We start from the raw sequence: 26,217 nt of genomic DNA, 5'->3' as shown, positions 1-26,217 counted from the left end.
ACGGCTGCTCAGCAGTGGATTACCCGAGGTACGCTTTGTTCATGACATCTATACGTCTTACCTAGTAGTACGTGACAACAATCAGTACTTCGCCAGAATCATGACCACGGGCAGTGTCTGGAAGCCAGTCTCTTTACAGGGTCAGCATAAAACCTACATTCTGGTTATCGGGGAAAGCGTACGCCGCGATTATCTGCATGCCTTCGGGGGAAAGTATCTCAACACGCCATGGCTTGATAATACCCCAGCCACGCTGTTTACCCATTATATCTCTGCCGGGCCGTCTACCATGCTTTCCCTGACCAACACACCGGCCCGTAGTCAGGGCAATGTGACCGAACTGAATAACAATATCGTTACGCTCGCTTCACGCGCCGGATTTGAAACCTGGTGGATTTCAAATCAGGGCAGGAAAGGTCATTTTGACTCACCCGTGGCATTAATAGGAGAAACTGCAGACCATCCTTATTTTACTAAATCAGCCAGCTCTGATGACAGGACGTATTCCCCGGATGATCAGTTGTTGCCGCAACTTAAAACCGCACTGAAACAGGGCGATGGAAAAAAATTCATCGTACTGCACCTGATGGGGTCACATCCGCAGGCCTGTATGAGAACACGAGATCAGTATGATATCGATGCGGGTGCCAAAGAAATATCATGCTATATCAAATCCATCGCTATGACTGACAAGCTGCTGGGACAGATCCATGACATGGCAGAGCATCACGGCGGCGACTGGTCCATGATGTATTTTTCGGATCACGGACTGTCATACATCAACAAAGACAAGGCAAATGCTTACTTAACGCACGGAGATAAAACCCGCGAGAATTACGACGTGCCATTTTTCACCGTCGACAGAAATCAAACAGAAAGAGTTATCATCCCGGTACAACACAGCGGCTTACGTTTTCTGGAAACATTTTCAGAATGGATGAAAATTAGCGACCCGTCGATTGCCCGTTGCGATGAGTCGCTCTCCGATGTGGACTACACACCTTCCAATCAGGTCATTAATTTTAAAGGACAATTTGTCAATTATGATGGATTGTCCGCAGAGAGCAATTAGTCTCATGTTTACCGGGTTGCATCGGGTGCAACATTGATGCATGAAATTTTTAAGAAAAACTGTTTTTGTGCCAATATAGAAAGAGGAGGCTCTCCATTTTTCTGTCACTTACTGACATAACCTGTCAGTAAGTAAGATTACCATCAGGGAAAAGCTATCAAGGGAAGACTTATGAGCGGGCATGAAGTCATGGTACAGAGAATAACCGTCATTATCTCAGAACTTTATCAATACGGTTTTGTGTCTCGCCAAAAGTTGATGAACGAATTCAAAATCAGCGAACGCACCTTGTATCGGGATCTTAACCGTTTGGGCGATCGTATTATCCATAATGGCGATGGTATTTACAGACTGGCACCTGCTTATGCCAAACCTCAATCACTAAAAGAACTACAAAACCTCGTCCGTATTTTAGGTATGGAAGCGTTATTTCCCGCAAAAAAACTCTTCTCCCAGCCTGATTTAACGTCGTTAAGTATCCGTTCTCTACCGAGTGATCCTGAGGCTCAGAGAGTACTTGAGAATAACTTTAGTCTGTTTGATAAAGCGATTCGCGAAAACAACATTTGCGAATTTCACTATAAAGACAAACTCCGTACCGTTGCCCCTTATAAGCTCATTAACATAAAAGGTGTCTGGTATCTCGGTGCTGTGGATAGAGGAAATGTGAAGGGTTATCAGCTCAGTAAAATTCGCTGGCTGAATCTTACTCCCGTACATTTTACGCCAGAGCTGTATATAACTCAGTACTTTGCTGAAGAAGATGATGTCTGGTTTTCTCTGAATAAGCAGACGGTACACGTCAAAATCGCAGCCGAGGTTAGCTACTACTTTCAGCGCCGCAACTTATTACCTGCGCAGAAATTAATACGACAAGAATCAAACGGTGATTTGATTGTGCAAACCGAAATGGCGCACGAAAACCAGCTCTTCCCTCTATTACGATACTGGTTACCCAATCTCATTATTATTTCCCCTATTAGCCTGCAACATCGTTTTCAGCAGAAGCTCAATCAACAGATGGCTGAAATGGAAACAAAATACGGCATGGCTATTTTTGACGACATGCAACAGGAGTAAATCATGCTACGCGGTTCAGAAAGAAAAGAAGCATTAGCCAGTCTCACCCGAGCAACTAACCAATATGAAGCACAGGCAAAAGATACTCAGGAGGAGATCACTGCGCTCTTTTTGCTGCGCCAAAAGTGCAGTAAAAATTTGATTACTCGTGGTGAAAGCTTTGTAAACCGACTGGCGAATAAACCCAAAGAATTTGATAAATCCTGGAGCGAACTGAAAGCGGAAATTGCTGAGTTCGATAACGTCGTCGAAAAACTGGAAGAAGAATACCGAACATCACACGTTGGTAAAGGGACCGCTGCCGCAGGGGTTGCTGTCGGAGCGGGAGTCGCAGCATTTGCCCCTACGGCAGCACTGGCCATTGCTACGACTTTTGGTACGGCCTCGACCGGGACAGCCATTGCAACTTTAAGCGGCGCGGCGGCAACGAATGCTGCACTGGCATGGCTTGGTGGTGGTGCGCTTGCAGCGGGTGGTGGAGGCATGTCTGCAGGAGGCGCATTGCTGGCGTTAGCAGGTCCAGTCGGTTGGGGAATTGGCGCAGTAGGCATTGCAGGTGGCACCTTACTGGCTCGTCGTAAGAATGGAAAAATCATTGACGAAGCTCAGCGCGAAGATCGTCAGGTTCGCGCCAAAACCAGCGAATTGAGAGTGATGGAACGCGGAGCTCAGGAACTGAAGGTGTTAACGTCAGAGCATTATCATGGCACTGAAAGCATCGTCGATGCACTGGAAAAGACCGCGCCGCGAGACTATAGCCAGTTCAATGCGCATCAGAAAGATCAGCTAGGGGCGTTGATTAACCATATCAATGCGTTATCAAAATTGATCAACAAGAAAATCCAGTAATGAACAGTTTAAATAGTCATGATGCGGTCGGCGATCAGGTTATCGGCAGTGCGGTTGATGCCCTCAATCAGGCCCGCATCAAAGATGAATGGCTTAAGTTGGCGCAGCAGGATAGCGCCTTTTCTTTCGCTGGCGAACAGATGCAGAAGGTGCGTGATTTTATTGCGTCACCTAATAACATTCTGGGTTCGATGAGTACCAAGCACGGTGAGATTGCTGAACAACTTGAGGTGGGCGTGCGCAATGCACGCCAGGCGATCGATAAAGGATTGGTTGATGAGTCGGCTTTAGGTGCAACATTTAACGGGGTGGGTCGCACCGCCCCTGCGGACTACAAGATTGATGGTATTGAAGTACAGTCAAAATTTATAAACGGCATTAATAACAATCTAACGCATGTCCTGAAGCACATGGAAACCTATCCCGACTTCACAAAGGGTGAGCCGTTTTACCATATCCCGAAAGATACCTGGCAGACCATCCAGGACGTCATTGACGGGAAGCCGGTAGAGGGATTGAGCGAAAAAACATTACAGGCTATTAAGGATAAAGTTGCCGATATTGAAAGCGCGACGGGGCGACCATTTGCCGATGTCGTGCGCCCAGGTGTTTCCGATTACAAAGACGTTCAATGGGGGAAAATCGACGAAACACTTGATAAGCATGATCAGGAATTAGGTAAGCAGAACGAGACTAAAAAAGCTGAAATTATCGAGGATCACCAGCCTTCGCTGAACGAAGCGATGCGGGCGACAGTTATGGGGGCAGCTTTCGGGGGCGCTTTTGCTCTCGGAACGGGGATATACCGCAAGTACCGTGACGGTAAAAATATTTTTTGTGGTGAGTTCGATACACAAGACTGGCAGGACGTGGGGCTGGATACGCTAAAAGGTGCAGCCATTGGAGGTGTATCCGCTGGAGCGATTTATACCCTTACCAACTATGCCTCGATGGGAGCACCATTCGCCAGCGCACTTGTCACCGCCGCCAAGGGGGTTGGAAGCCTTGCCTTATCTTACCAGCAGGGTGAAATAGATCTTGATGAGTTTACCGAGCTCGGGCTCATTGTTTGTGCCGAGTCCGCCATTGTTGGTGCAATGGCCATTGCAGGCCAAGCGTTAATCCCTGTTCCTGTGCTGGGAGCAGTGATTGGCTCTATCTCCGGGAAGTTCATGGTCACCGTAGCCAAAAATTTGGACAGCAAAGCCCGCCAGGCTCTGCAAGCCAGAATGGACCATTTTACTCTTCGCTTGAATGACATTGAGCGGCAGGCACTCAAGCGCATCTTGTCCGAATTCACGGCATTAGGTGAACTGACAGCAGCAGCTTTCAATGTTGAAAATAACCGTAAATTACTCGAGGCGAGCATTACACTTGCTCAGGCCTATGGAGTAGAGAAAAACAAAATCATTAAAAATGCGGATGATTTGGACGCCTTTATGATGGCGTGATGCCGGGATGAAACGGTTAAAAAAAGGATAAAAATAATAATGCTACAGATAATTGGTGTATTAATTCTTCTGGTTATAGGGTTTGTTATTATTAAAACGTTATTTCGGGCATCGCTCAATATTCTGGGTGTGGTATTAGGTCTAGGGGTACTGATTGTAGCAGGACCACCGCTATTAGCAGGTTATATTGTGGAGCACATATCTTTGCGCTTCGCCTACGCTGGTCGTTGGGTGTTCCACTGGTCATTTCTGGCATGATCATTAGCTTTATGTGGGGGCTTGACGGCAAACATATCGCCTATGAAGCCCATACCTTTGACTCAATGAAGTTCATTTTAACTGCCGCATTTGCTGGAGGCCTGCTAGCGCTGCCCGTGCAAACCAGAGCAATTCTGAGAAATGGGCTTACATCAGCCGACATTGCCAGGAAAATTAATGAGTATTATTGCTGTTTCTATACTTCTTATTTTTTGATGACCTGTTCTGCTGCAACTCCATTTATCGCATGGCAATACAATATCTCATCTTCGCTAATGTGGTGGGCTGGTTTGCTTTACTGGATAGCAGCCTTGCTGACGCAGTTCTATGCGGCAAATCAGATTCAGGAACTCAAGAAATTAGCGATTGCTATCAACGAAGGATTGAAGGAACAAAAAGCAATCAATAGCCGAGGATGGCTGGCAGAGCTAAAACAAGGAAGTAACCTCTCAGCAGAATTAATCGAAAGTATTTATCTGAAGCTGGTCTCGCAATATATTTTGCAGGGCGATACGCGTGAACAAGAATTGGCGGGCGAAAACTGGTTATTGAATGATGCCTGGTATGAAACAAAAATGGCTGAATTCAATGAACGATTAAACAGCAAGCTAACTCACTCTTCCGATGAGCTGAAAAGCCTTTTCGCCAATCGACTAAATTTACCTTCCGCTGCAAACGATGATCTCCTGAATCGTTATCTCGATTGTGGGAGTTATTATTCGTTTTCAGACGGACGAAAATTTGTCTCATTCCACTATGTAGATGAACTTTGTACCTGCACATCATGCGGTTTGAGTGATATTAGAAGTGTGAATGGTACTGAGCACGTAAACCATGAATGGTATTGCTCTGATGTCTGTCGGGAAACTGAAAAACTATGTCTGGAAATCCATGAGAGACCACAGGCTGAGTTTATTTCCAGCGCAGCGATGAATGGCCTGATACTCATGACGTTGCCAGAAGTCTGGAATACCAATGAAAAAATGTTTGCTACGGGTGGACAAGGACATGGTTTTGCAGCTGAACGAGGAAATCATCTGGTCGACAAAGCACGTCTGAAAGACTCACATATTCTCGGTGACGACAATGCAAAAAATGGAGCAGATAGGCTGGTTAATGGTACTGAGATCCAAACAAAGTATTGTGCGACTGCAGCGCGCAGCGTAGGGGCGGGTTTTGATGGGCAGAATGGTCAGTATCGTTACTATGACAGTAACGGCACACCGATGCAGCTTGAAGTGCCTAAAGACCAGTATGCAAAAGCACTTGAAACTATGCAGAACAAAATTCGCGATGGCAAAGTGCCAGGGGTTAACGATCCTGTTGAAGCGACAAAACTGGTGCGTCAGGGCCATTGTTATGGGTCAGTAAGAATGATAAAGGGAAATAAGGGAATTGGCGGAAATTTTCGGGAACAAGTGGGATAGCAAACCCATATGGCTCAAGGAATTGCGGAAGTGAGTCGCGCTGTTAGAGCAAAAAAAACAGCAAGAACAAAAATGAGAAAACAAATGCAGATCGAATTAGTTGACCACTTAATTTGATAAAGGCGAAGACCTGCATAAGTTCGTTTAAAAGGTGTTTAAATCAGTCACCAATGTCCTTTGCAATGTTCACGACTTGTCCGATAACTTGGAGGTTATGCATCGAATCAGGTTTGATTTCTAGGGGCTTATATGATGAGTTGTCGCTAATCAGTAACCATGAGCCATCAAGTAGAACCTGAATTCTTTTGACCCACAGCATATCCTCTTGACGAATAACATAAATATTACCGTCAGTAGGTCTGGTTTTAGCTGTATTGATCAGTAGTGTATTGTTATTGCTGATCGTCGGTTCCATCGAATCACCTTTAGCCCAAACAACAACTAGCTCACCTTCCTTAAAACCTCTGTATCTCATCCACTTGCGTCGAAACGCTAAATGGCGACAAGGCTCAGTTCCTGTATCTCCAACAGTACCATGACCAGCAGAAACCTGAACTCTATAACCTGGTATTAAGGCGAACTCATCCAGGAAATCGGTGAACGTATATTCATTGCTACTGGCATTCGGCGCATTCTCAGAGCTTGAAGGCTCATGAGCTAGCTCACCTTTGCTTTCAGTCTGTAGGCGTAATAGTTCACGTATAGCGGCTATAGGTAACGTAGATGCATGATACTCCGTCGCTTTCGTCCCTTTCCTTTTCCGCTTTAACAAAGGCCTATCCATAGTGGCTTTTTCTAAAAGGTCTCGCGCCCGTCTGGCCGTTGTTGGAACGTCAGGCAGGCCAGCGACATCCTGAGCACTAACCCAAGGTGCCCGCAATTTTTCGCTAAGCTCTACCTCTGGCGTCCTTTTCTCGCCGCCAGAAAGGGACGTTACGTCCTTTTCTTTGTTCTCTGTCTCTTTCATAGCTTGAGCCTTGTCACGTAAGGGGTGAATACTTAATAAACAAAAGAGACGAAACGGACGTATTAATGTTGACTTGCGTCCTTTTTGTCTCTATCGTCTTATTACTAGGTATTAACATATGGAGTTATTACAGTGATTAACTCGCTAGCATCGCAGAAAAGTGTGTCCGATGGAAGTGATTGGCATCGAGCTGACATCATCGCGGCGTTAAGAAAACGCGGTACTTCTTTGGCAAGAGTCTCAAGGGACGCAGGATTAAACTCCAGAACACTCAATAATGCGTTAGATCGTCCATGGCCGAAGGGGGAAAGATTGATTGCAGAAGCCATCGGCGTTGTTCCCGCACTTATCTGGCCAAGTCGTTATCTCAGCAAAGTGAATATGGGGTGATAGCAATGGAATGGTTTAGTGCTAACGAATTGGCTGGCATGACTGGTATGCCATCAACGCCGAGAAGAGCAAGAGACACATTGGAACGCTTGGTGCAGGCCAAACCGGAGCTGAGCAGAAAGCGCGAAGGCTCAAAGGCATTGGAATATCATTTTAGCTGCCTCCCTACTCATACCCGTGCCGCGGTAATGAAGCAAACCGGCATTATAAAAATTGGCAATAAGTCTTATGAAATTAAGAGGGATAAACAGGATTCATACTGCCGTGAAGTCCTTTGGCACCATTGGGAGTCTGCGACTGAAAAGCAGCGGTTGGCTGCCCAGAAAAAGACCGAAGCAATTCAGGCCGTTGCCGCACTGGTTGATACCGGCATTGATGTAGTTACCGCGTTTGATGCCGTGGCCGAGACTCACGATACCTCCGTTGCATCTGTACGGCGCTGGTACTACACCGCCCGTAAGTTTGCCCGTGAAGACTGGATGGTGGCACTGCTGGGCCAATACGGCAAAAGTATTGAAACCCGCCGTAAGAAAGAAGCTGATTGTGATCAGGAGGCTTGGGATTTCTTCCTGGCTGATTTCCTGCGCCCTGAGCGCCCGGCATTGCGCACAGCCTATGGGCGCTTGGTTGAGACTGCCCAGGCTCGTGCATGGGCTATCCCAAGCCTGTCTTCCATCCGTCGCAAGCTGGAACGCGAGGTTCCTGTTGAGCAGCGCGTACTGCTGCGCGAAGGGGAACATGCCGCCATGCGTCTGTTCCCTTCCCAAGAGCGTACCGTTGCCGACTTGACGGCCATGGAGTGGGTGAACGGTGATGGCTATCAACACAACGTATTCGTGCGCTGGTTCAATGGTGAAGTGATCCGCCCTAAGACCTGGATTTGGCAGGATGTTAAAACCCGAAAAATCCTGGCATGGCGTACCGACGTCAGCGAGAACAGCGACTCAATACGTTTGTCCCTTTCCGACATGATTGAGCGTTTTGGTATCCCTCGCAAACTGACAATCGATAACACGATGGCAGCAGCGAACAAATGGACTACGGGCGGCGTTCCTAACCGTTACCGCTTTAAAATCAAAGAGGACGACCCGAAAGGGATTATTCCTTTGCTGGGTATCGATCTGCATTGGACAAGCGTGTTGTTTGGGCGCGGCCATGGGCAGGCGAAGCCGGTAGAACGCGCCTTCTCTCACGGTGGTCTCGGTGAAACCGTCGATAAACACCCGGCGCTGGCCGGTGCTCACACAGGCCCCAGCCCGATGGATAAGCCGGACAATTACGGTGACCGGGTGATTGATGCAGAGGACTTTCTGAAGGTATTGGCCGAGGGGATCGCGTTTTGGAACCGTCAGCCTAACCGTAATACCGAGATGTGCCGGGGCATTCTGTCGTTTGATCAGGCGTTCGAGGAAAGCTACCAGCAAGCCACTATTCGCAAGGCGACACCAGAACAACGTCGTTTGCTGCTGTTACCAGCCGAAGCGGTTCGCATCAGCGAGTCAGGCACCTTTGTGATGGACGCTGGCGGTAAGGTTCAGGCCCGCAAAAACCGTTACTTCAGCGAGCGCCTGTTGGGCGTCAAGCCGAATAAGGTTGTAGTGCGTTTCGACCCGCAGAACCTACATCAGAGCGTCCTGTGTTACACGCTGGATGGTCGTTTTATCTGCGAGGCAACCTGTATAGAGAAAACCGGCTTTGGCGATACCCAGGCGGCTCGTGAGCACAATCGCAACCGTACCCAGTTTGTTAAACGCACCAAAGAAGCTGCCGCAGCCGCCAAGCGCATGTCAGCGCTGGAAGCCGCCGAGCTTATGCCAGAAACCGTACCGCCAGCCCCGCCAGAATCCAGGGTGGTCGAAATCCTGCGCCCTGTAGGTAACACCATGCGGCGGCAGATTGTGGAGGAACAGATTGAAGACGACGAAACCGAAGACGCCTTTAGCAATGCAATCAGCCACCTATATAACGAATTTCAGAATAAACAGATTTAATGGAGAAATATAATGACCAATGTAATTGAATTAGAACAACAGCAAGAACGAATTATTGAAGTCCGCAATGCTATTCGCTCTACCGTCGAAAACTCGGACATCACGTATGCATCCGTTGCCCGTGAAGTGGGTATCTCTCCAGGGGCGATATCACAGTTCATCAGTGGCGAATATCGCGGCGACAATAACAAGGTTGCTACCAATTTAAGCGTGTGGCTGGAAAACCGTCGTCGTCGCACCACCGAAATGCCCGTTGCGCCGGACTTCATCCCTACGCGTACCGTGAAGCAAATCTGGGATGCGCTGCAATACGCGCAACTGGCGCAGTGCATCGCCGTGATTTACGGCAACTCTGGCGTGGGTAAAACCCGTGCGCTCCAGCAGTTTGCCGCCACCCGGCCCAACGTATGGCTGATTACTGTATCCCCGTCCCGCTCCAGTCTCAGCGAGTGCCTGTATGAGCTGGCGCTGGAATTGGGTATTGGCGATGCACCTCGCCGTTCTGGCCAGTTAGGCCGTGCTATCCGCCGTAAACTGCGTGGTACCAACGGTGTAGTGCTGGTCGATGAAGCCGACCACCTGGATTATTCCGTGCTGGAAGAATTGCGCATCTTGCAGGAAGAAACCGGTGTGGGTCTGGCGTTAGTGGGTAACCATCAGATTTATGGAAAACTCACGGGTGGTAACAGCCGCAATATGGACTTTGCGCGTCTTTTCAGTCGTATAGCTAAAAAGGTATCCATCCTGAAAACCAAGAAGGCCGATGTGGAAGCCATCGCCGATGCGTGGGCGTTGGATAATAAGCCTGAACGGGAATTGATCCACGCGTTAGCCGAGAAACCTGGTGCATTGCGTACCATTTCCCACACGCTCCGCCTGGCGGCAATGTTCGCCCATGGCAGCAATGAAAAACTCAGTGAAAAGCATATACGCGCCGCTGTTAAAGATCTGGAAGGAGTCTCCGTATGATTAACCCGACCAAGTTGGTAAACGCACTGGGCTGGCTGCAACGCCGCAATGTCGAGATCAAGCATGTGAACGTCAACCGCTCACAGCCAATCGTTGAAGTGATGGCACCAGACGCTGACCTGAAGCGTAAGGCCCACAACTATCATTCTGTTTCTGCCGCCACAATTCAGGGCTGCGTTATTTACTGGAGATAATTATGACTAAATAGAAGTTTATGGAAATGAAAGTATCTTTTTTTGTTACCGATGCTGGCCAAATTAAGCAAGAAATTGATGTGAGCTATGCACAGGGAACGAATACAAAAGAATTCCAGGATGCTTACATGGCTGGTTTTCCAGAAAGCCAAAGAAAACTTGTTGATGCCGTGGTTAAAAAACTTGGCGGAAAAAAATTAAAACGTATTCACTGAGGTAATTATGAATAAAGAAATTGAACAAACCGGTTACCGTACAAACGCCCAGGGCCACCTGGTACCTGAAAACTTGATCCGCCCGGTCGATAAGCTGCGCGACGACGTTGTTTTGGGCATTGTCGATGCTGCAAGAGTCGTGCGTCAGGCCATGGCCGACTTCAAAGTTGCATCCATGCAGCAAATTGGCGATTTTATCGACCTGTCCTCACAGGAGTACGGTGTGGAATACGGTGGCACTAAGGGTAACGTTACCTTGCCGAGCTTTGATGGTCAGTTCAAAATCCTCCGCGCTGTTGGTGACCACCGCGTTTTCGATGAGCGAATTCAGGCGGCGAAAAAGCTGATTGATGAGTGTGTTATCAAGTGGTCTGACGGTGCGAGCGACAACCTGAAAGCACTGGTTGACCATGCTTTTCGTGTCAACAAGCAAGGCCGGATTGATGTTAACGAGGTGCTGAGCCTGCGCCAGATTGATATTGATGATTCTCGCTGGCAGGAAGCGATGGATGCTATCGCCGACTCCATCCAAGTGACGGGCACCAGTCAGTACCTGCGAATTTACGAGCGCCAACCCAACGGCAAATATGTGCAAATCAGCCTGGATATCGCGGGGGTTTAATATGCAGCCAATCAGCGCCAAAGAATTTAATCGAGAGCATAAGGCTGGGACGGTTTTCCGTTATCAACCCGATAGGGAAATATGTTTTATTTTGGTGAAAACCCTGGGGGCAGCGCGAGACTTTAAAAAGTCTGGCACTGTCGTAGAAATTAATAAAGCTCCGTATTTCGTTAAAGTTACTGCGCTGACCGCAGCTTAACTATCACCTTTGCAATTTATTGGCGTAGTCGCGCCGGGGCGCGCTTACGCCAAAATCTGATATAGAGAGGTGTTTTTATGAATAAGCCGCAATTAATCAGGCTGATTCATGTGGCCAAAGGCAAGTTAAAAATGGACGATGATACCTATCGGGTATTATTGGGTAATACTGCCAATGGGAAAACCAGTTGCAGTAAAATGACCCATGCCGAATTGGTGAGCGTTTATTCCGAATTGCAGCAACGCGGGTTTAAACGCTCGTTTAAGAAGACTCCACCACGCGTTAAACCCAATTCAAAAGGCAACCCACGTGTTGAGGAAATTTCTAAAATTCGCGCCATCTGGTTCGTCATGTTCCGCCATGGTTTTGTTGGTAGCGACAGCGAGCTGGCATTGAATGCCTATGTGAAGCGCATGACCTCCCAGCTCAATAAGGGCGTAGGTGTTGATGAGGTGGGCTGGCTTGATGGCTGGTTGGCATTCCGGGTGCTGGAGTGCATTAAACAGTGGCACATCCGCTTAATGCTGGAATCCATGCTGGCCCGGCATAAACCTTATCCAGCAAACCCGCGAACGGGTTTCGAGTCACGGGAATATGACGTTATTGTTGATGCCTATGAGGACAGCTTATGAAAATTGCCCGTTGTCCAGTGTGTCACTCCGACCTGCATCTTGACGCATTGCTGGAAGATGACGCAGGTCGTGAATTGCTGGCTGTTCTGACCAAACTGCCCGGCGCGGCAGCGAAGGCTATGGTGGCGTATATCGGCCTTTTTCGCGCGGAGAAATCGAACCTGTCTAACTCTCGCGCGGTAAAGCTGGTTAAAGAAGTGCTGGAGCAGCATCACCCCAGCCGCGTTCTGACCCATGCATTGAGTGAGACCGTCGAACGCATCCGATCCAAACGCCATAACGGCGACAAAAAACCGTTGAACAATCACCGTTATCTGCTCGAGGTGTACCGCACATCCGAACAGATATTTGCACAGACCAGCAATGTCGCGGCCCGTGAACGGGATGAAAGCAGTCGTGTAACCGATCATGACCGCAACCGTGATGACTACCTGGCTCAGATGCAGCGTATGGGCCAGGACGTCTCTAAATTGCCTGGTGGCCCGGAATGGCTTGAGCGTACTCAAGGGGGTAAAAATGGGTGACAACCTTGATTTATTTGATGATGCGCAAGACGATAGCTTACTCAGTCATCTTGATGATGCAGGCGAAGGTACTCGTTTCCCTGCGCTTTTGGCTGATCTTAACGTGCTGCTCCGTACAGAGTTAGTCAGGTTGGGCTATGATCCGCGTCACTCGCTTGAGCTTGTTGTTGCCATTAGCAAACAGATTGGCGGCATGCAGGTATATTTTCCGCGAGGTCAGGCGTTAGAATACCTTGTTCGTGACATGCATATCTGGCGTGACTTCACGGGTGCTAACGTGCCTGAGCTGGTTGATCGCTACCACGTAACCTATAAAACGGTGTATAAAGCCATCAAGAGAATGAGACGATTGGAATTGAAAAAACATCAGTACAGTTTATTTGACAGGGAATAATGTATGAAACTTATTGGTAATCTATTGTGTGTAGTTTTCTTGGTTTGGGTCGCATCTTTTTTCGTTAAATCTGAGAAAAGGCATCTTCCATCCAACGAAGTGTTAATCTCCCAATTTGATAAAATGGGTGTATTTGATAAGGGAGATTGGGAGAAGGGAAATGTTGTGGATGGTGTGCAGGTATATACCGCCAGCACATCTGACAATATTCTTAAAAGCTCATGGCTTCTCGGTGTGAGACAGGCTGGGGTGATTTCAATATCAGATATTAACGACCCGGCATTTGAAGGGGTTTCCGCATTAGGCTTATGCTATAAGCTCGTGAAGGGTGTTATTGCGCGTGACAAAAAAGAGGATTTTGAGATTGTTGCGAATGCTTTTAAGTGGGCTGCATCTTCGAAGCCTGTTGACAATACTTATCGTGACACTGAAATAATAGATGGATATAAATTCGAAGTGCAGATGGGAAGAGTGGGTTCAAATCTAAGTTCTTACGCCTGCTCAATCAAAGAAAAATAATATGATGTAAAGTATCAATGAAGCCGGTTAATCCGGCTTTTTTTATGCCTGTCGCACAATGGAATTCTACTGATTACGTTATCCAGTCAGACTTCCAGAGGTGCAAATGTGAGCCAATTCATCCCCACCCCAGCGTTTAATCACGCAATTGCTTTTGTCCTTGGCAAAGAAGGCGGTTATGTCAATGACCCCACCGACAAGGGCGGCGAAACCAAATACGGTATTTCCGATAAGCGTGACGGTATTGCTGATGGCATGACCGATGTCGATGGCGACGGTAAGCCTGATACCCGTATTAAAGATTTAACCCTCACACAAGCCAGTCAGATTTATTTCCGCGACTATTGGTACCCCTCCTATTGCCCGGATTGGCCTGATGGTATTTCGCTGCTGGTCTTCGATTCTGCTGTCCAGCACGGTGTCAAAAAAGCCATTTCCTTGTTACAGGATGCGGTGGGTGTTACAGCGGATGGCATCGTTGGCCCTAAGACTACCGTCGCCGTTATCAGTGCTGATCCGGAATGGCTTCTCGCTCGCTATCTGTTGCGCCGTGCTCGCTACTACGCCGACATCATCAAGGCCAATCCCTCCCAGGCTAAATACCTTAACGGTTGGTTCAACCGCCTGGACAGCGTGACCAATGTCGCCTGGGAAGTTGTTGGCGGTTCTGTCTCCGTGGCGCGGAGTTAATCATGGGTAAAGGCTGGGATGCGTCATTCCTCCATGGTCAGCGTGATCGCCTTAAAAAAGAGGTGCTTCACCGCATGGCCGGTGGCCCAAAGCCTACCCCGGTGGATTACCGGGGTTGTGATGGGACTCATGCCAGCTTTTACAAAAGAGGCTGGGAATCAGTTGGCCCCAGAGATATCGCCTGGGAATGCCAGCGTTACAAGGAAAAACACCATGTTAAAACTCATTAGTTCGCCTTGGTCAGTGTTGGTACTACTGGCCCTCTCAATGGGGCTATGCGCTTCCCTGGATAAACTTGCCTTTGGGCTGTGGTGGTGGGTGTTCGCTGGTACCGTCGTTTGGGTTTTGGCGGTCATGCAAAATCTGGGGCACTACTTCTTTTCTCTCTTTCTGTCGTGCCTCTTTGGCGGTATCGGCGGGATGTTGGTTAGCCTGGGCACAGTTTCAGCCTATAGCTGTATCGGCTGGGTGGGTCTTCCTCTGTCGCTACTGTCGGTAGTTACCGCATTCATGGCGCTGTACCAGCTTAAACAACGGGGAATGCTCAATTGGATCCGATAACGATTTCAACCCTCGCAGGGGTTTTGATGAAGGCTGGGCCTTCCGTTCTGCGCTCTGTCGGTAGCTGGTTCGGCGGTGACGCGGCAAAAGCGGCGGATTCCGTGGCCGGGATTGTCGAAACTGTCAACAGCGCCGTCAATCCGCAAGACCAGCAACGGGTGTTGGAGCAAAAGCTGGCGCAGTTGCCACCGGAACAGCTCGTCAAGTTAGAGGGGCTGAAGGTGCAGTTGGAGCAGTTCCAGCTTGAGCGAGACAAAGCGCACCTGGCAGACCAGCAGGCGGCGCACCACGAACAACAGGAAACCATCCGCAACGGCGATGATTCAGTGGATGAGTATGTGCGTCGGACCCGACCGTTGATGGCCCGGTTGTCGCTCTACAGCTCCGTTATCTATGTCCTGCTGATGGCAGTCGGCCAGCAAGCGGCCGCCATCGCTACGGCGATGGGCCACGCCATGACCATGCCAGAGCCGGATTGGGATATTGCCCTAATGCTGGCCACACCTGCACTCGGCTATCTCGGGTTCCGCACGCTGGACGGGTTCGCCCGCTACAGCAAATCCAGTAAACATAAGCTCCCGGTGGTCAAGTAATGGCTGATGCTTTTGACCGCGCCAGCGAGCTGGAGATGGGTGAGCGTGAACGGGCGTTAAATGCCCATGTAAACCGCGTTAAAGAGGCCTCTGTTGATTACGGATATTGCAATGACTGTGGGGCCGACATTCCCGCCCAGCGGCTGGCGCTGTTACCTGATGCCGTTTGCTGTGTGACCTGTCAGGAAATCAGAGAATTACAGGAGGCCCAGCGTGGATTGGGAAGTCGTCAAAGGTAACTGGGCCATTATCTGGGCGCTGTTTATGTCGGGTATCAACGTGATCCAGTTGTTGCTCGCAAAGACCTATGTGAAGCGCGAGGAACTGGATACGTTCCGCGCCCGTATGCAGTCAATGGAAAACACTATTGCAGGATTACCCAGCCAGAAAGACCTGCACCAGTTGCAGCTTGAAATGAGTCATTTGCGCGGTGATCTGCGCGAACTCGGCCCGGCCATTCGCCAGGTGAAACACGTCAGCGATCTCCTGCTGGAAAATGAATTAAAGGATAAGTGAGGCCATGGCCATGCGAGAAATTCTTGATAGTGATCAGCGGCTGGTCATCCTGCGTTCCTTACTGGAATGCGGTGACAGCGCGAACGAATCGGTATTGCAAACCTGCCTTGAGGCGTATGGCCATAGCGCATCCCGCGATGTGGTACGCACGCATCTGGCCTGGCTGGCGGAGCAGCGTCTTGTCAGTCTGCGTGATGTAGCCGGTTGTTATGTCGCGACGGTCACCGGGCGCGGCGACGATGTGGCCAACGGCCGGGCCATCGTGCCTGGTGTCAAAAAGCCACGGGCGCGGGGGTAACTATGGCCAAGACCAAACCTTACACCGCCGCCGTGCGGACGTTCCTGGATGAACTGGCGACGTTCTTTGTCGCCTCTGAAATCGAACGCGATGTGTTAAAGCCCTTCTTAGAAAAGGAAATGGGTAAACCCTACAGCGAGATCGTGGAGCAAGGTTACCTTGCGCAGGTGCTGAGGGATAACCCGGGGTCTGACCGTGCCTGGAAGGCATTGCAGCGTGTCATCATCAAACGCCGCAAAGGCATGCTTGCGGCGCTTGAGCGCGAAAGGAGCCAGCATGGCCGATGAAAAGCCGACCCGTGGCCGTCCGTCAAAGATTGACCTGTTGCCGGAAGGCATACGCGATGCCCTTCACGGGATGTTGCGTGACAAGCGTCACACCCAGGAACAAATACGCGAGGCTATCAACGAGCTGATTGACCAGCATGAACTGCCGGACGATATGCAGCTCAGCCGCACGGGCCTGAACCGCTACGCCAGCCGGATGGAGGCCATCGGCTCTAAAATCCGTGCCTCCCGCGAGATGGCGGAAATCTGGGCCGCTAAGTTGGGTACCGCGCCGACGTCAGACGTCGGCAAGTTGTTGATGGAGTTTGTGAAAACCCTGGCGTTTGAAACCTCGATGTCACTGGCAGAGGAGGAAGGCACCGTGGAACCAAAAGCGCTGGGCCAGCTAGCTCTGGTAGCGCAGCGCATTGAGGCAGCGCAGATGGTCAGCCATAAGCGCGAGAAAGAAATTCGCCAGGCATTTGCCGAAGAAATCGCAGCCACAACGGAAAAAATAGTTTCACAGGCAGGATTGTCCGCAGATAAAGCAGCGGATATCAAACGCCAGATACTGGGGATCGTGTGATGTTACTAGCCAGTTTAAACGCCATTACAGCGAGCATTACCGGTGGGGAGGACTTTGATGAAAATGAAGTCCTCCTTGGTTATCAGCGGCGTTGGATCGCCGATGACTCACCGTTGAAAATTGCGGAGAAATCGCGCCGTACCGGTATCACCTGGGCGGAAGCCGCTGACGGTGCGCTTACCGCAGCCAAAGCAAAATCGTCCGGTGGCACCAACCACTTCTATGTTGGCTCCAATAAAGAGATGGCGCGTGAGTTTATCGATGCGGCGGCAATGTGGGCCAAAGCCTATGACCTGGCAGCGGCAGACGTTTGCGAAGAAGTCCTGGTGGACGATGACAAGGACATTCTGACCTTTGTCATTTACTTTGCCAGCGGGTTCAAGGTTCAGGCGTTATCCAGTAACCCCAGCAACTTGCGCGGTATGCAAGGTAACGTGACTATCGACGAGGCAGCTTTCCATGAGCGCCTGGCGGAAGTCCTCAAGGCGGCGCTGGCGCTCACCATGTGGGGGGCGAAAGTCCGTCTTATCAGTACCCATAACGGTACGGATAACCTCTTCAATGAGTTGATCCAGGACAGCCGCGCCGGGAAAAAACGCTACTCCGTCCACACCATCACGCTGGACGATGCCTGCCGCGATGGCCTGTACAAGCGTATCTGCCAGGTAAAAAAACGGGAGTGGAGCCAGGCCGCCGAAGACCAGTGGAAAACCGACCTGCTACGCGATACGGCCACACAAGATGACGCCCTGGAGGAATATTATTGCGTACCTAAAAACGGTAGCGGCACCTACCTGCCACGGTCCGTTCGCGAACGTGCAGCCTGTGGTACTGGCCCCGTTCTGCGCTTTAGCGGTACTGCCGAGTTCAATGCCTTGCCTGAGTCTCTGCGGGCGTTGGAGATGCAGGAGTGGCTGGAACAGACGCTTTTACCGGAACTCAACCTCTTGCCGACGCACCTGCGCCATGCGCTGGGGGAAGACTTTGCACGCAACGGTGACCTGACGGTGTTCGCACCTATCACCGTTAACGATGACACCACCCGCACGGTACCGTTCCTGGTCGAGCTGGCCAATGTGCCATTTAAGCAGCAAGAGCAGGCGCTGTACTTTATTTGTGATCGGTTGCCGCGCCGTGACGGGATCAAGCTCGATGCACGGGGTAATGGCCAGTACCTGGCTGAGCAAGCAGCCTACCGCTATGGCAGTGAAGTAGAACAGGTGATGTTGTCGGTTCCGCACTACCGCGAGAATATGCCGCGCTTTAAAGCCGCTTTTGAAGATGACGAGTTAATCCTTCCGAAGCACGAAGATGTGATCAATGACCTGGGCGCGATCCAGATGTTACGCGGCGTACCCGGCATTGACGACAGCCGCACTACTGGCAGCGATGGCAGAAAACGTCACGGCGATGCCGCAATAGCGATTTTTCTGGCCTATCTGGCCAGCAAAGAGGACTGCCGCCGCTATGAGCTGCATCGTCTCAACAAACCTGAACGGCCGGAAGACCGTGATGAACGCCGCCAGGTGCGAACCACCCGTGGGCTGAAGAATCAGCGAGGGCTACTGTAATGTTAAATAAGCTGACCGGTACCATCCGTAACCTGTTCAATCCGGCGACTGGCGAGAAAGTCACAGTCAAAGCGGAGGCTCTTCAGGAAGAACAGACCCGTGCCCGTGCTACTGGTACTCGCCGGGCCAATGCCGGTATCAGTGTGGCCAGCACCGTCACACCAAAGCGCCTGGCCGGTGTACTGCGCAATGCGGCCGACGGCAACGCGCTGGATTATTTCATCCTGGCCGAAGAGATGGAAGAGCGAGACCTCCACTACTCCAGTGTGCTGCGCACCCGCAAGCTCACCGTGGCCGGTATCGTTCCGACGGTAGAAGCCGCCAGCGACGACGCCCGCGATGTTGAGTTGGCGGATGCCGTTCGGGTGATGATTGAGCGGCCGCAAATCCCTGAGCTACTGTTTGATCTGCTTGATGGCCTGGGAAAAGGTATCGGGGTAGTAGAAATTCTGTGGGATACCTCAACGGTGCCGTGGATGCCGCGTGACTATTCCTGGGTAGATCCACGTTTTCTCAAGATGGACGCCGACACCTTGCGTCAGGTGCATGTGCTAACCGAGGCGGAGCCATTCAACGGCGAACCGCTGTCTGCGTATAAATACTTAATCCATCAGCCTCGCCTGAAGTCCGGCCTGCCGCTGCGTAACGGTCTGGCACGTCTGGTGGCTGTGATGTACATGCTGAAATCCTTCACCGTGCGGGACTGGTGGGCGTTCGGTGAGAAGTTTGGTTTGCCGATCACCATCGGCAAATATGGCAATAACGCCAGCGCTGAAGATATCCAAACCCTGATTGACGCTATCGCGTCTCTGGCTTCCGATGCAGGGTGCGCTATTCCCTCCACCATGCAGGTGGACATGGTTGAGACGGCCAGCCGCCAGGGCGGTGGTGATCTGTTCAAAGGCATGGCCGAATGGTGTGACGCCCAGACCAGCAAGGCGGTGCTGGGTCAGACGATGACCACCGACAACGGCAGCAGCCAGAGTCAGGCTAACGTGCATGACCGGGTGCGTATGGATATCGCCAAGTGGGATGCACGCCAACTGGAGAACACGCTTAACGAGTTCCTGGTGCGTCCGTTCATCATGCTGAACTATGGCCCCCAGGCGAATTACCCGAAAGTCTGCCTGCGTATCAATGAGCCGGAAGACCTGAAGGCCATGGTGGATGCGATTGTCCCCCTGATTGACCGGGGCATGAAAATCCAGGCGTCGTCATTGCGTGATAAGTTTGGCCTGGATGAACCGGAGGCCGGTTCCGATATCCTTCAACCTGTGGGCAACCAGAGCGGTTACGCTATGCTGCCTGCCCTCAACCGCGAACGCCTGGCGCTGAATCGCCAGTCTGCACCGGATGACATTGACCAACTGACCGCCGAAGGGATCGGCGACTGGCAACGCGTTGGCACCGCCTTCACCAATCCGGTACTGGCGCTGGTTAACGAGGTCAGCAGCTACGAAGAATTTCTGGCCCGTTTACCAGAGTTGCAAGCCAGCCTGGATGCCAGTGAGTTTATCGACGGCCTGACCCAGCTTTGTTTCCAGGCTCGGGGTATGGGGGATGTAAGTGATGTCTGAGACAATCAGCAAAGCCCAATGCGAAAAAATCGCCGATGATTTACAACGGGTATTTTGTCACGTTCAGTTTAATTACCAGGGCACGGAGATTTCGATTGTTCGTGAGCATGTCAGTGAAAGCCGGTCACACCTGGTTGTGTACTTTGACAATAAACACTGTCCAGGCTGGGGGTGGAAAGATAGCGAGCAGTTCAACCCGCTGACCGGCTTATTCTGGAGCCAGAGAAAGCGCAAGCTCTACCCCGCTAAACGGGTAGCAGAGATTGAAAAGCAGATGGGTAAGCGTAAGGCGAAGGAATACTTCCCGCAGCTTCATGATTCATTTTGTTATTCGGTACCGTATTTCTCCAGTTCACTTAGCCTGGTACGGCAGTTTAAAAAGGTAGCGGGATTGACCCTCTTGAGTCAGGAGGGGGCAGATCATGGTTGATAAAGTTCCCGATATCATCCCCAAAGAGGCGTTAGCCTGGTTCAAGGCCAAAACGCTCAAGCCCGGATTTGACTACCGTGACGTTTGGCTGGAGGAGCACGGTGCAGCCTTTACCGTAGCCAAGATGACCCAGCTCGATCTGCTCAGTGACGTGAAGGCGTTGGTGACCCAGGCCCTGGCCGATGGTCAGACCTTCCGCGACTTCCAGAAGGTGCTGGAGCCGCTACTGGTCAAGCGCGGTTGGTGGGGGGTACGTGAGATGGATGACCCGTTAACCGGCGAGACCCGCACCGTGCAGCTCGGCAGTGAGGGCCGCTTGCGTACCATCTACAATACCAATATGCGCACCGCCCGCAGCGCGGGCCAGTGGCAGCGCATCGAACGCACCAAGCGGGCAATGCCGTATTTGCTTTACACGCTGGGGCCATCCAGAGAGCACCGTGTTGATCACCTCCAGTGGGCTAATATCTGTTTACCTGTGGATCACCCATTTTGGCTCACGCACATGGGGCCGAACGGCTGGGGGTGTAAATGTGGCACTCGCCAGGTCAGCAAGTACGAGTATGACCAGATGGTGCAGGGCGGCGTGACGGACACCGCACCAGTGTATGACAGCAACGGTCAGCCTACCGGCCAGGTGACCCGTTCGAAGGTGCCGTTAAAGACCCAGGCACCGCCGGTCAAAAATACGAAGTGGCTCAACAAGCGCACCGGTGAAGAAGAGCTTGTTCCCGAAGGCATCGACCCTGGCTGGAACTACAATCCCGGTATCAGTCGCACTGCTGCACTGGAGCGCCAGCTCCAGGCCAAGCAGCAGGCATTCGACACCCAGTAGTCGCTGGGCTGTTCGGCATCCCAAAACCGCCGTGGTGACGTTATCGTGGCTTGTGGTACGATGGCGCGTAGAAAATTTGTTAAACGTTTCTGCGCGCTTTTAAACGTGTTTTAAACACGGTTCCATCCCTCATTTAGAGGGAAAGCGGTTAATCCGCCTTTCTCCCCCATTAGCATCACACTGTCTGCATGATTTCTAATGCGGATTGACCCATGCCTGTAAATACCCTGGCGCTCTGTTTCGAGCTGCCGTTTGATTCGGTTGATAACAAACTGCCAGAGTGGATACCCATACTGCCAATTGGTGTGTTTACGGGCCGCGATGGCCGCTCTTGGGTTAACAATGCCCCGGAGGCAGTGATTGCCAAATCACTGACCGGCACGTTCATCCCTTTCGACATTGAGCACGCGACGGAAGTCAAAGGCCCGAAAGGTGAACCGGCTCCGGCACTGGCCTGGATTGAAGACCTCAAGATTGACGGTGCCTGGATCATGGCGAAAGTTAGCTGGAATGCTGACGGTGCCAAGTTGGTTCAGGGCCGCTCATACCGTTATTACAGCCCTGCATTTCATTTCAATAGCGAAGGTCAGGTAACCAGACTGTCTAGCTCTGGCCTGACCAATAAACCCAATTTAGATATGCCTGCCCTTAACTCGGAGAGAACCGATATGACAATGCCTGCTGAAATTGCAGCCGCGTTGGGCCTGGGTGCAGACGCCACCGTTGAAAGTGGTGTCACTGCCATCCAGGGCCTGAAGAACGCAGAACAAGTGGCACTGAACCGTGCGCAGACTCCCGACCTGACCGCCTTTGTGCCGAAGGATACTTACCAGTTAGCGCTGAACCGCGCCGAGACCGCTGAAGGCAAGTTGAATGACCAGGCGGTTAAAGACGCTGAGGCCCTGGTCGATGCCGCCATTGCCTCGGGCAAGGTGGCCCCGGCCAACCGCGATATGTACCTGGCCACCTGCCGCAGCGAAGAAGGCCGCAAGCAGTTTGGCGAGTTCGCCCAAGCCGCGCCGGTGATTGTTAATACCGACCCGGCCAAGAAGGTACTGGGTAAAAAAGACAAGCAGGAACTGTCCGAGACCGAGGTGGCCATGTGCCGCTCTATGGGTCTCACCGAAGCGGAGTTCCTGGCCGCCAAACCTAAAGCCACTGAGGAATAACCGCAATGCCAACCCCTAATGCAGAGATTTTGCACGCCCTTACCACCTCATTGAGCGCCGCGTTTACCACCGGGCTGGCCGGTGTCACACCGCAATACCTGCGTATTGCCACTGAAGTGCCAAGTGGTTCGGCGTCGAATACCTACGGCTGGTTGACGGATTTGCCAGGCATTAAAGAGTGGGTCAGTGACCGTCAGCTCGCTGTACTGAGCCAGCAGGGTTACACCATCAGCAATAAGACCTGGGAAAGCTCCATCCGCGTGAAGCGGGAAAACATTGAAGACGATCAGATTGGCCAATATAGCGTTATTGCCAGGGCATTCGGCCGTCAGGTCAGCGAGTTCCCGGACACGCTCAGCTTCCCGTTGTTGGTTGCAGGCTTCAATACGCTGTGCTTTGACGGGCAAAACTTCTTCGACACCGATCACCCGATGGCTGGGGGCACCTACAGCAACATCGTAGGCACTGGTGCGGAAGCCGGTGAACCGTGGTTCCTGATTGATGAGTCTCAAGTGCTGAAACCCATCCTGTATCAGAACCGCCGTCCGTTTAAGTTCGTCTCACTGGATGACCTCAACAGCGAGCATACGTTCCTGAATAACGAGTTCCTGTATGGCGTTGATGGACGTTGCAACGTTGGGTTTGGTTTCTGGCAGACCGCCGTGGGTTCTCGCTTGCCACTGACCGTAGCGAACTACGAGAAAGCCGTGGAAGCCCTCCAGGGGATGCAGCGTTCAGACGGAACACCACTGGGCATTCGTCCAACCACGCTGGTTGTAGGCCGTAAAAACCGCGCTCCGGCGAAGAAAATTATCGATGCCATGCTGGTCGATGGTGGTGACTCCAACATCTATTACCAGGATGTGGACATCCTGAACAGCCCGTTCATCGTGACGCCTGCTGCGCCACCGTCTGGCGGTTAAGCCTTCTTTAAGCGTTGTTATCCCTTCTTTATCGGGTGTTTAACCACCCGATAAAGTCACCCAAAGAGGATGGAACAGTGAGTGAACAATCAAACAAAGTGCAGTCGCAGCAAGACAGCAAGGCTGATAAGAAAAAAGGCAAAACTGCTGAAGCGCCGGTTATTGCGCCAGCTCTTACGGGACACTATCAGTCACTTATCCAGCCCGGTGCGGCACCGCAACCGGATGCGGCAGCACCTCAGCTAACCGGCAGCGATACCATCGTGACCCTGAGTGTTTCCGGTTCTCAACTGGATGACGAGTCACGCAATAAGATCCAGGCCATTAAGTCCGCCATTCTGGGCCAAGAAGAGACTGAAAAGCCTGCGAGTGTTGAAGTGTTGCTGGTGCAGGCGGTTTCAGCCAACGGCTTTTACCGCGCCGGACAGTTCTGGCCACAAGAAGGCGTCCATGCGTTCGTCTGCGATGACCCGGACAGTGATAACGCCGAGCGCGCGGCCAACATAGTTGCGCCATTCATCAGCGCAGCGACAGCCGAGCGGCTGAAGGCTGAGCCGAACCTCCGGGTCACAGTAGTAGAAACCGTCGTCACTGACGCCGAGGGGGAATAATGGGATACGCCACCCGTGAAGATTTGATGGTTGCAGACGGTGATTACGTTTGGAATAACGCCATCAAAAAGGGAACCGACCAGCTCGATGAGGCCGCTATCACCCAGGCGCTGGAGGATACGGACGAGGAAATCAATTCGTTACTGTCGCGCCGGTACAAGCTGCCGCTAGAAACTGCGGTTCCCCGCATTCTGATCCGGGTGGCGGTATCCATTGCTTTTTATTGGTTGGCTGACCGCGATAACCAGGCGACTGAGCTGGTGCGCAAACGCTATGAGGATGCCATCAAAACGCTGAAAGAGATCGCCAGTGGCCAGCGTGACCTGGGCTTGCCGACGTTAGAACAACCGACTGAAGGCAACAGCGGCAAGGTCATCATGACCGGCGAGAACACGCGCCTGTTTACCCGCAATAGTTTGAAGGGCGTGCTCTGATGGGGATCCAGGTCGAATTCCTGGGGGCTGGGAAGCTCAACGATATCAAACGCGCCATGGAGAAGCTGGCAGATAGCAGTCTGCGCAGCGAGTTGCTGGAGAGCATAGGTGCAGTGGCGGAGTCCCAGACCCGCCGCCGCATTAGCGATGAGAAGCAATCCCCAACAGGCCAGGCCTGGGACACGTGGTCAGACGGTTACGCCAAAACTCGCCAGGGAAACCAGAGCCTGTTGCAAGGCAACGGTGACCTGCTCGATAGCGTGACCTATGTCACCGAACGTAACCAGGTGCGTGTGGGTACACCGTTGCCGTATGGGCGCACTCACCAGGACGGCTTCAGCGGCAGCGTGTCTATCAATGCACACCAGCGCTTGATTAAACAGGCGTTTGGTCGGGCGCTCAAACATCCGGTGTGGCAGTCCGTGAAGGCTCATACCCGGATGATGGATATTCCACAGCGTGAATGGCTGGGCCTGTCAGCCCAGAACAGTGACGAGCTGATGCATATCATCGGCGACTTTTGGAAAGAGGTATTGCCGTGAGTGAAGAACGCCCAAGCCTGGTTACCCTCGGCAGCACAGTTGCCGCCGCTGAGCGGATTGTCGCCTGGCTGCAACAAGATCTGGAAGGTGACAACCCTGACCAGGTGCGCAAGGTTGAGCGACATATTGGCCAGTTCAACACCCCCGATGAGGTTAAGCGGCACCTGTCTGACCGCAACGGTTCCATACGCGTAGCTGCGTTGCGGGTGCGGGATATCCGGCATGAAGCCGGTGGCACCGTGGGGCTGGTCACCTGGGTAGCCTACGTGATGGCTACCAATTCTTGGGGGTATGGCCGTGACCTGCGTGCTGAGGTAATGACCGGCAAGGTGTGCCGCCGCCTGGCTCAACCGACTGCGGCTAAGGGTATGGGCGCGGAGCGCAAGGCATCCGACATTTCCGCCGACAACATCTACAGCGGCAGCCTGGATGACCTGGGCGTGACCATGTGGGCGGTGATGTGGAATCAGGAATTTAAGCTCGACGAAGAAACGGATATCAGTGTGTTACCTGATTTCCTCCGTCTGGGGATGACCGCAACACCAAACGGCGGCGTCCCTGTTATTGAAGCCGTTATCCCCGTGAGAGGACAGGATGATGAAGACCAAGAACCTTAAGCCCAAAGGTGACGTGCATGTGCGCAAGCCAGACGGCACCTACCTGGCCACCGAGGGGGAAAGCCTTTCGCTGTCTGCCTACTGGTTGCGCCGTATTGCCGAAGGTGATGTGGCCGTAAGCGACCTCACCACGCCGCAATCCGAGGGCAATGTTGCCGTGAGCGACGCTGCTCCCCCGAAGACCGAAGCGGCCCCTGTAGAACAGGCAGCAGCGGCACCCAAATCCACCAAGACGGAGAAGTAAA

General features: G+C 51.8%; 36 protein-coding genes and 1 pseudogene. 36 read left to right on the top strand and 1 reads right to left on the bottom strand.

Translation table 11 applies throughout. The features are described from left to right. The first annotated feature begins 100 nt into the window (after positions 1–100). From JOE25_RS10095 to JOE25_RS10075, 5 genes and pseudogenes are all read left to right on the top strand, one after another. On the top strand, positions 101–1,072 hold the full coding sequence (locus tag JOE25_RS10095) for a phosphoethanolamine transferase (RefSeq protein WP_209634679.1): 972 nt from the start codon (positions 101–103) through the stop codon (positions 1,070–1,072). Positions 1,073–1,243: 171 nt separating this feature from the next. Further along, complete coding sequence (locus tag JOE25_RS10090; RefSeq protein ID WP_209634677.1) at positions 1,244–2,152, top strand: WYL domain-containing protein; 909 nt, start codon at positions 1,244–1,246, stop codon at positions 2,150–2,152. 3 nt (positions 2,153–2,155) lie between these two features. After that, the gene (locus JOE25_RS10085; RefSeq protein WP_050946000.1) at positions 2,156–3,001 is read left to right on the top strand and encodes a hypothetical protein; all 846 of its coding nucleotides are present in this window, start codon (positions 2,156–2,158) and stop codon (positions 2,999–3,001) included. After that, a complete protein-coding gene (locus JOE25_RS10080) occupies positions 3,001–4,452 on the top strand; it encodes a hypothetical protein (protein ID WP_209634674.1) in 1,452 nt (483 codons plus the stop codon). Before JOE25_RS10085 ends, JOE25_RS10080 begins: the two co-directional genes overlap by 1 nt. A 39-nt stretch (positions 4,453–4,491) precedes the next feature. Continuing rightward, positions 4,492–6,137: pseudogene (locus tag JOE25_RS10075) on the top strand (hypothetical protein). A 160-nt stretch (positions 6,138–6,297) separates the two neighbouring features. Here the strand turns inward: JOE25_RS10075 and JOE25_RS10070 are convergent. After that, positions 6,298–7,104 (bottom strand): S24 family peptidase, encoded by an 807-nt coding sequence (locus JOE25_RS10070; RefSeq protein WP_209634671.1) that lies wholly within the window; start codon positions 7,102–7,104, stop codon positions 6,298–6,300. 162 nt (positions 7,105–7,266) lie between these two features. Between JOE25_RS10070 and JOE25_RS10065 the strand changes: the two genes are divergently transcribed. From JOE25_RS10065 to JOE25_RS09915, 31 genes are all read left to right on the top strand, one after another. After that, a complete protein-coding gene (locus JOE25_RS10065; protein WP_209635283.1) occupies positions 7,267–7,494 on the top strand; it encodes a helix-turn-helix transcriptional regulator in 228 nt (75 codons plus the stop codon). A 5-nt stretch (positions 7,495–7,499) separates the two neighbouring features. Further along, positions 7,500–9,485 carry a transposase domain-containing protein gene (locus JOE25_RS10060; RefSeq protein ID WP_245209814.1) on the top strand — a complete coding sequence of 662 codons (1,986 nt, stop codon included), beginning with the start codon at positions 7,500–7,502 and terminating at the stop codon, positions 9,483–9,485. A 12-nt stretch (positions 9,486–9,497) separates the two neighbouring features. Then, positions 9,498–10,454: an AAA family ATPase gene (locus JOE25_RS10055; RefSeq protein WP_209634669.1), complete on the top strand. Its 957-nt coding sequence runs from the start codon at positions 9,498–9,500 to the stop codon at positions 10,452–10,454. Next, positions 10,451–10,648: a hypothetical protein gene (locus JOE25_RS10050; RefSeq protein ID WP_142105760.1), complete on the top strand. Its 198-nt coding sequence runs from the start codon at positions 10,451–10,453 to the stop codon at positions 10,646–10,648. The genes JOE25_RS10055 and JOE25_RS10050 overlap by 4 nt, the downstream gene beginning before the upstream one ends. A gap of 20 nt (positions 10,649–10,668) precedes the next feature. Next, positions 10,669–10,863: a hypothetical protein gene (locus tag JOE25_RS10045; protein ID WP_209634667.1), complete on the top strand. Its 195-nt coding sequence runs from the start codon at positions 10,669–10,671 to the stop codon at positions 10,861–10,863. Between the two features lie 7 nt (positions 10,864–10,870). Further along, the gene (locus JOE25_RS10040; protein ID WP_209634665.1) at positions 10,871–11,485 is read left to right on the top strand and encodes a DUF3164 family protein; all 615 of its coding nucleotides are present in this window, start codon (positions 10,871–10,873) and stop codon (positions 11,483–11,485) included. Between the two features lies 1 nt (position 11,486). Next, entirely contained in the window at positions 11,487–11,684 is a 198-nt protein-coding gene (locus JOE25_RS10035) for a hypothetical protein (RefSeq protein ID WP_245209813.1), read from the top strand. A gap of 77 nt (positions 11,685–11,761) precedes the next feature. Continuing rightward, the gene (locus JOE25_RS10030) at positions 11,762–12,316 is read left to right on the top strand and encodes a regulatory protein GemA (protein ID WP_209634662.1); all 555 of its coding nucleotides are present in this window, start codon (positions 11,762–11,764) and stop codon (positions 12,314–12,316) included. Beyond that, the gene (locus JOE25_RS10025) at positions 12,313–12,840 is read left to right on the top strand and encodes a hypothetical protein (protein WP_209634659.1); all 528 of its coding nucleotides are present in this window, start codon (positions 12,313–12,315) and stop codon (positions 12,838–12,840) included. The genes JOE25_RS10030 and JOE25_RS10025 overlap by 4 nt, the downstream gene beginning before the upstream one ends. Further along, positions 12,833–13,234, top strand: coding sequence for a Mor transcription activator family protein (locus JOE25_RS10020; RefSeq protein ID WP_209634656.1), 402 nt, complete (start codon positions 12,833–12,835; stop codon positions 13,232–13,234). The genes JOE25_RS10025 and JOE25_RS10020 overlap by 8 nt, the downstream gene beginning before the upstream one ends. A 3-nt stretch (positions 13,235–13,237) precedes the next feature. Next, on the top strand, positions 13,238–13,753 hold the full coding sequence (locus tag JOE25_RS10015; protein ID WP_209634654.1) for a hypothetical protein: 516 nt from the start codon (positions 13,238–13,240) through the stop codon (positions 13,751–13,753). A 108-nt stretch (positions 13,754–13,861) separates the two neighbouring features. Continuing rightward, positions 13,862–14,443 (top strand): N-acetylmuramidase, encoded by a 582-nt coding sequence (locus JOE25_RS10010; RefSeq protein WP_209634652.1) that lies wholly within the window; start codon positions 13,862–13,864, stop codon positions 14,441–14,443. A 2-nt stretch (positions 14,444–14,445) separates the two neighbouring features. Next, complete coding sequence (locus JOE25_RS10005; protein WP_209634647.1) at positions 14,446–14,673, top strand: hypothetical protein; 228 nt, start codon at positions 14,446–14,448, stop codon at positions 14,671–14,673. Further along, positions 14,657–15,004 (top strand): hypothetical protein, encoded by a 348-nt coding sequence (locus JOE25_RS10000; RefSeq protein WP_209634645.1) that lies wholly within the window; start codon positions 14,657–14,659, stop codon positions 15,002–15,004. Before JOE25_RS10005 ends, JOE25_RS10000 begins: the two co-directional genes overlap by 17 nt. Further along, entirely contained in the window at positions 14,992–15,597 is a 606-nt protein-coding gene (locus JOE25_RS09995; protein ID WP_209634642.1) for a hypothetical protein, read from the top strand. Before JOE25_RS10000 ends, JOE25_RS09995 begins: the two co-directional genes overlap by 13 nt. Continuing rightward, the gene (locus JOE25_RS09990; RefSeq protein ID WP_209634639.1) at positions 15,597–15,836 is read left to right on the top strand and encodes a TraR/DksA family transcriptional regulator; all 240 of its coding nucleotides are present in this window, start codon (positions 15,597–15,599) and stop codon (positions 15,834–15,836) included. The genes JOE25_RS09995 and JOE25_RS09990 overlap by 1 nt, the downstream gene beginning before the upstream one ends. Further along, positions 15,811–16,113 (top strand): DUF2730 domain-containing protein, encoded by a 303-nt coding sequence (locus JOE25_RS09985; RefSeq protein WP_209634636.1) that lies wholly within the window; start codon positions 15,811–15,813, stop codon positions 16,111–16,113. Before JOE25_RS09990 ends, JOE25_RS09985 begins: the two co-directional genes overlap by 26 nt. Positions 16,114–16,123: 10 nt before the next feature. Beyond that, positions 16,124–16,411, top strand: a complete 288-nt coding sequence (locus JOE25_RS09980; RefSeq protein WP_209635279.1) for an ArsR family transcriptional regulator — start codon at positions 16,124–16,126, stop codon at positions 16,409–16,411. 2 nt (positions 16,412–16,413) lie between these two features. Then, positions 16,414–16,698, top strand: a complete 285-nt coding sequence (locus JOE25_RS09975) for a hypothetical protein (protein ID WP_209634634.1) — start codon at positions 16,414–16,416, stop codon at positions 16,696–16,698. Then, positions 16,688–17,263 carry a DUF3486 family protein gene (locus JOE25_RS09970; protein ID WP_164146117.1) on the top strand — a complete coding sequence of 192 codons (576 nt, stop codon included), beginning with the start codon at positions 16,688–16,690 and terminating at the stop codon, positions 17,261–17,263. Before JOE25_RS09975 ends, JOE25_RS09970 begins: the two co-directional genes overlap by 11 nt. Then, positions 17,263–18,834, top strand: a complete 1,572-nt coding sequence (locus JOE25_RS09965; RefSeq protein WP_209634631.1) for a hypothetical protein — start codon at positions 17,263–17,265, stop codon at positions 18,832–18,834. Before JOE25_RS09970 ends, JOE25_RS09965 begins: the two co-directional genes overlap by 1 nt. Continuing rightward, a complete protein-coding gene (locus JOE25_RS09960) occupies positions 18,834–20,411 on the top strand; it encodes a DUF935 domain-containing protein (protein WP_209634628.1) in 1,578 nt (525 codons plus the stop codon). Before JOE25_RS09965 ends, JOE25_RS09960 begins: the two co-directional genes overlap by 1 nt. Further along, the gene (locus JOE25_RS09955; RefSeq protein ID WP_245209812.1) at positions 20,404–20,841 is read left to right on the top strand and encodes a hypothetical protein; all 438 of its coding nucleotides are present in this window, start codon (positions 20,404–20,406) and stop codon (positions 20,839–20,841) included. The genes JOE25_RS09960 and JOE25_RS09955 overlap by 8 nt, the downstream gene beginning before the upstream one ends. Beyond that, positions 20,834–21,676: a phage minor head protein gene (locus JOE25_RS09950; RefSeq protein ID WP_209634622.1), complete on the top strand. Its 843-nt coding sequence runs from the start codon at positions 20,834–20,836 to the stop codon at positions 21,674–21,676. The genes JOE25_RS09955 and JOE25_RS09950 overlap by 8 nt, the downstream gene beginning before the upstream one ends. Before the next feature lie 212 nt (positions 21,677–21,888). Continuing rightward, on the top strand, positions 21,889–22,845 hold the full coding sequence (locus JOE25_RS09945; RefSeq protein ID WP_209634620.1) for a phage protease: 957 nt from the start codon (positions 21,889–21,891) through the stop codon (positions 22,843–22,845). 5 nt (positions 22,846–22,850) lie between these two features. Continuing rightward, the gene (locus tag JOE25_RS09940; protein WP_209634618.1) at positions 22,851–23,768 is read left to right on the top strand and encodes a Mu-like prophage major head subunit gpT family protein; all 918 of its coding nucleotides are present in this window, start codon (positions 22,851–22,853) and stop codon (positions 23,766–23,768) included. A gap of 77 nt (positions 23,769–23,845) precedes the next feature. Beyond that, entirely contained in the window at positions 23,846–24,379 is a 534-nt protein-coding gene (locus tag JOE25_RS09935; RefSeq protein ID WP_209634615.1) for a hypothetical protein, read from the top strand. Beyond that, a complete protein-coding gene (locus JOE25_RS09930) occupies positions 24,379–24,813 on the top strand; it encodes a DUF1320 domain-containing protein (protein ID WP_209634612.1) in 435 nt (144 codons plus the stop codon). The genes JOE25_RS09935 and JOE25_RS09930 overlap by 1 nt, the downstream gene beginning before the upstream one ends. Continuing rightward, positions 24,813–25,355, top strand: a complete 543-nt coding sequence (locus tag JOE25_RS09925; RefSeq protein WP_209634609.1) for a phage virion morphogenesis protein — start codon at positions 24,813–24,815, stop codon at positions 25,353–25,355. Before JOE25_RS09930 ends, JOE25_RS09925 begins: the two co-directional genes overlap by 1 nt. Beyond that, positions 25,352–25,972: a hypothetical protein gene (locus JOE25_RS09920; protein WP_209634605.1), complete on the top strand. Its 621-nt coding sequence runs from the start codon at positions 25,352–25,354 to the stop codon at positions 25,970–25,972. The genes JOE25_RS09925 and JOE25_RS09920 overlap by 4 nt, the downstream gene beginning before the upstream one ends. After that, positions 25,953–26,216 (top strand): DUF2635 domain-containing protein, encoded by a 264-nt coding sequence (locus JOE25_RS09915; RefSeq protein WP_209634600.1) that lies wholly within the window; start codon positions 25,953–25,955, stop codon positions 26,214–26,216. The genes JOE25_RS09920 and JOE25_RS09915 overlap by 20 nt, the downstream gene beginning before the upstream one ends. The last annotated feature ends 1 nt before the right edge of the window (position 26,217 follow it).

The sequence above is a fragment of the Serratia sp. PL17 genome (assembly GCF_017832355.1).
Taxonomy (GTDB): Bacteria; Pseudomonadota; Gammaproteobacteria; order Enterobacterales; family Enterobacteriaceae; genus Serratia.
This window is presented reverse-complemented; position numbering and strand designations above follow the sequence as displayed.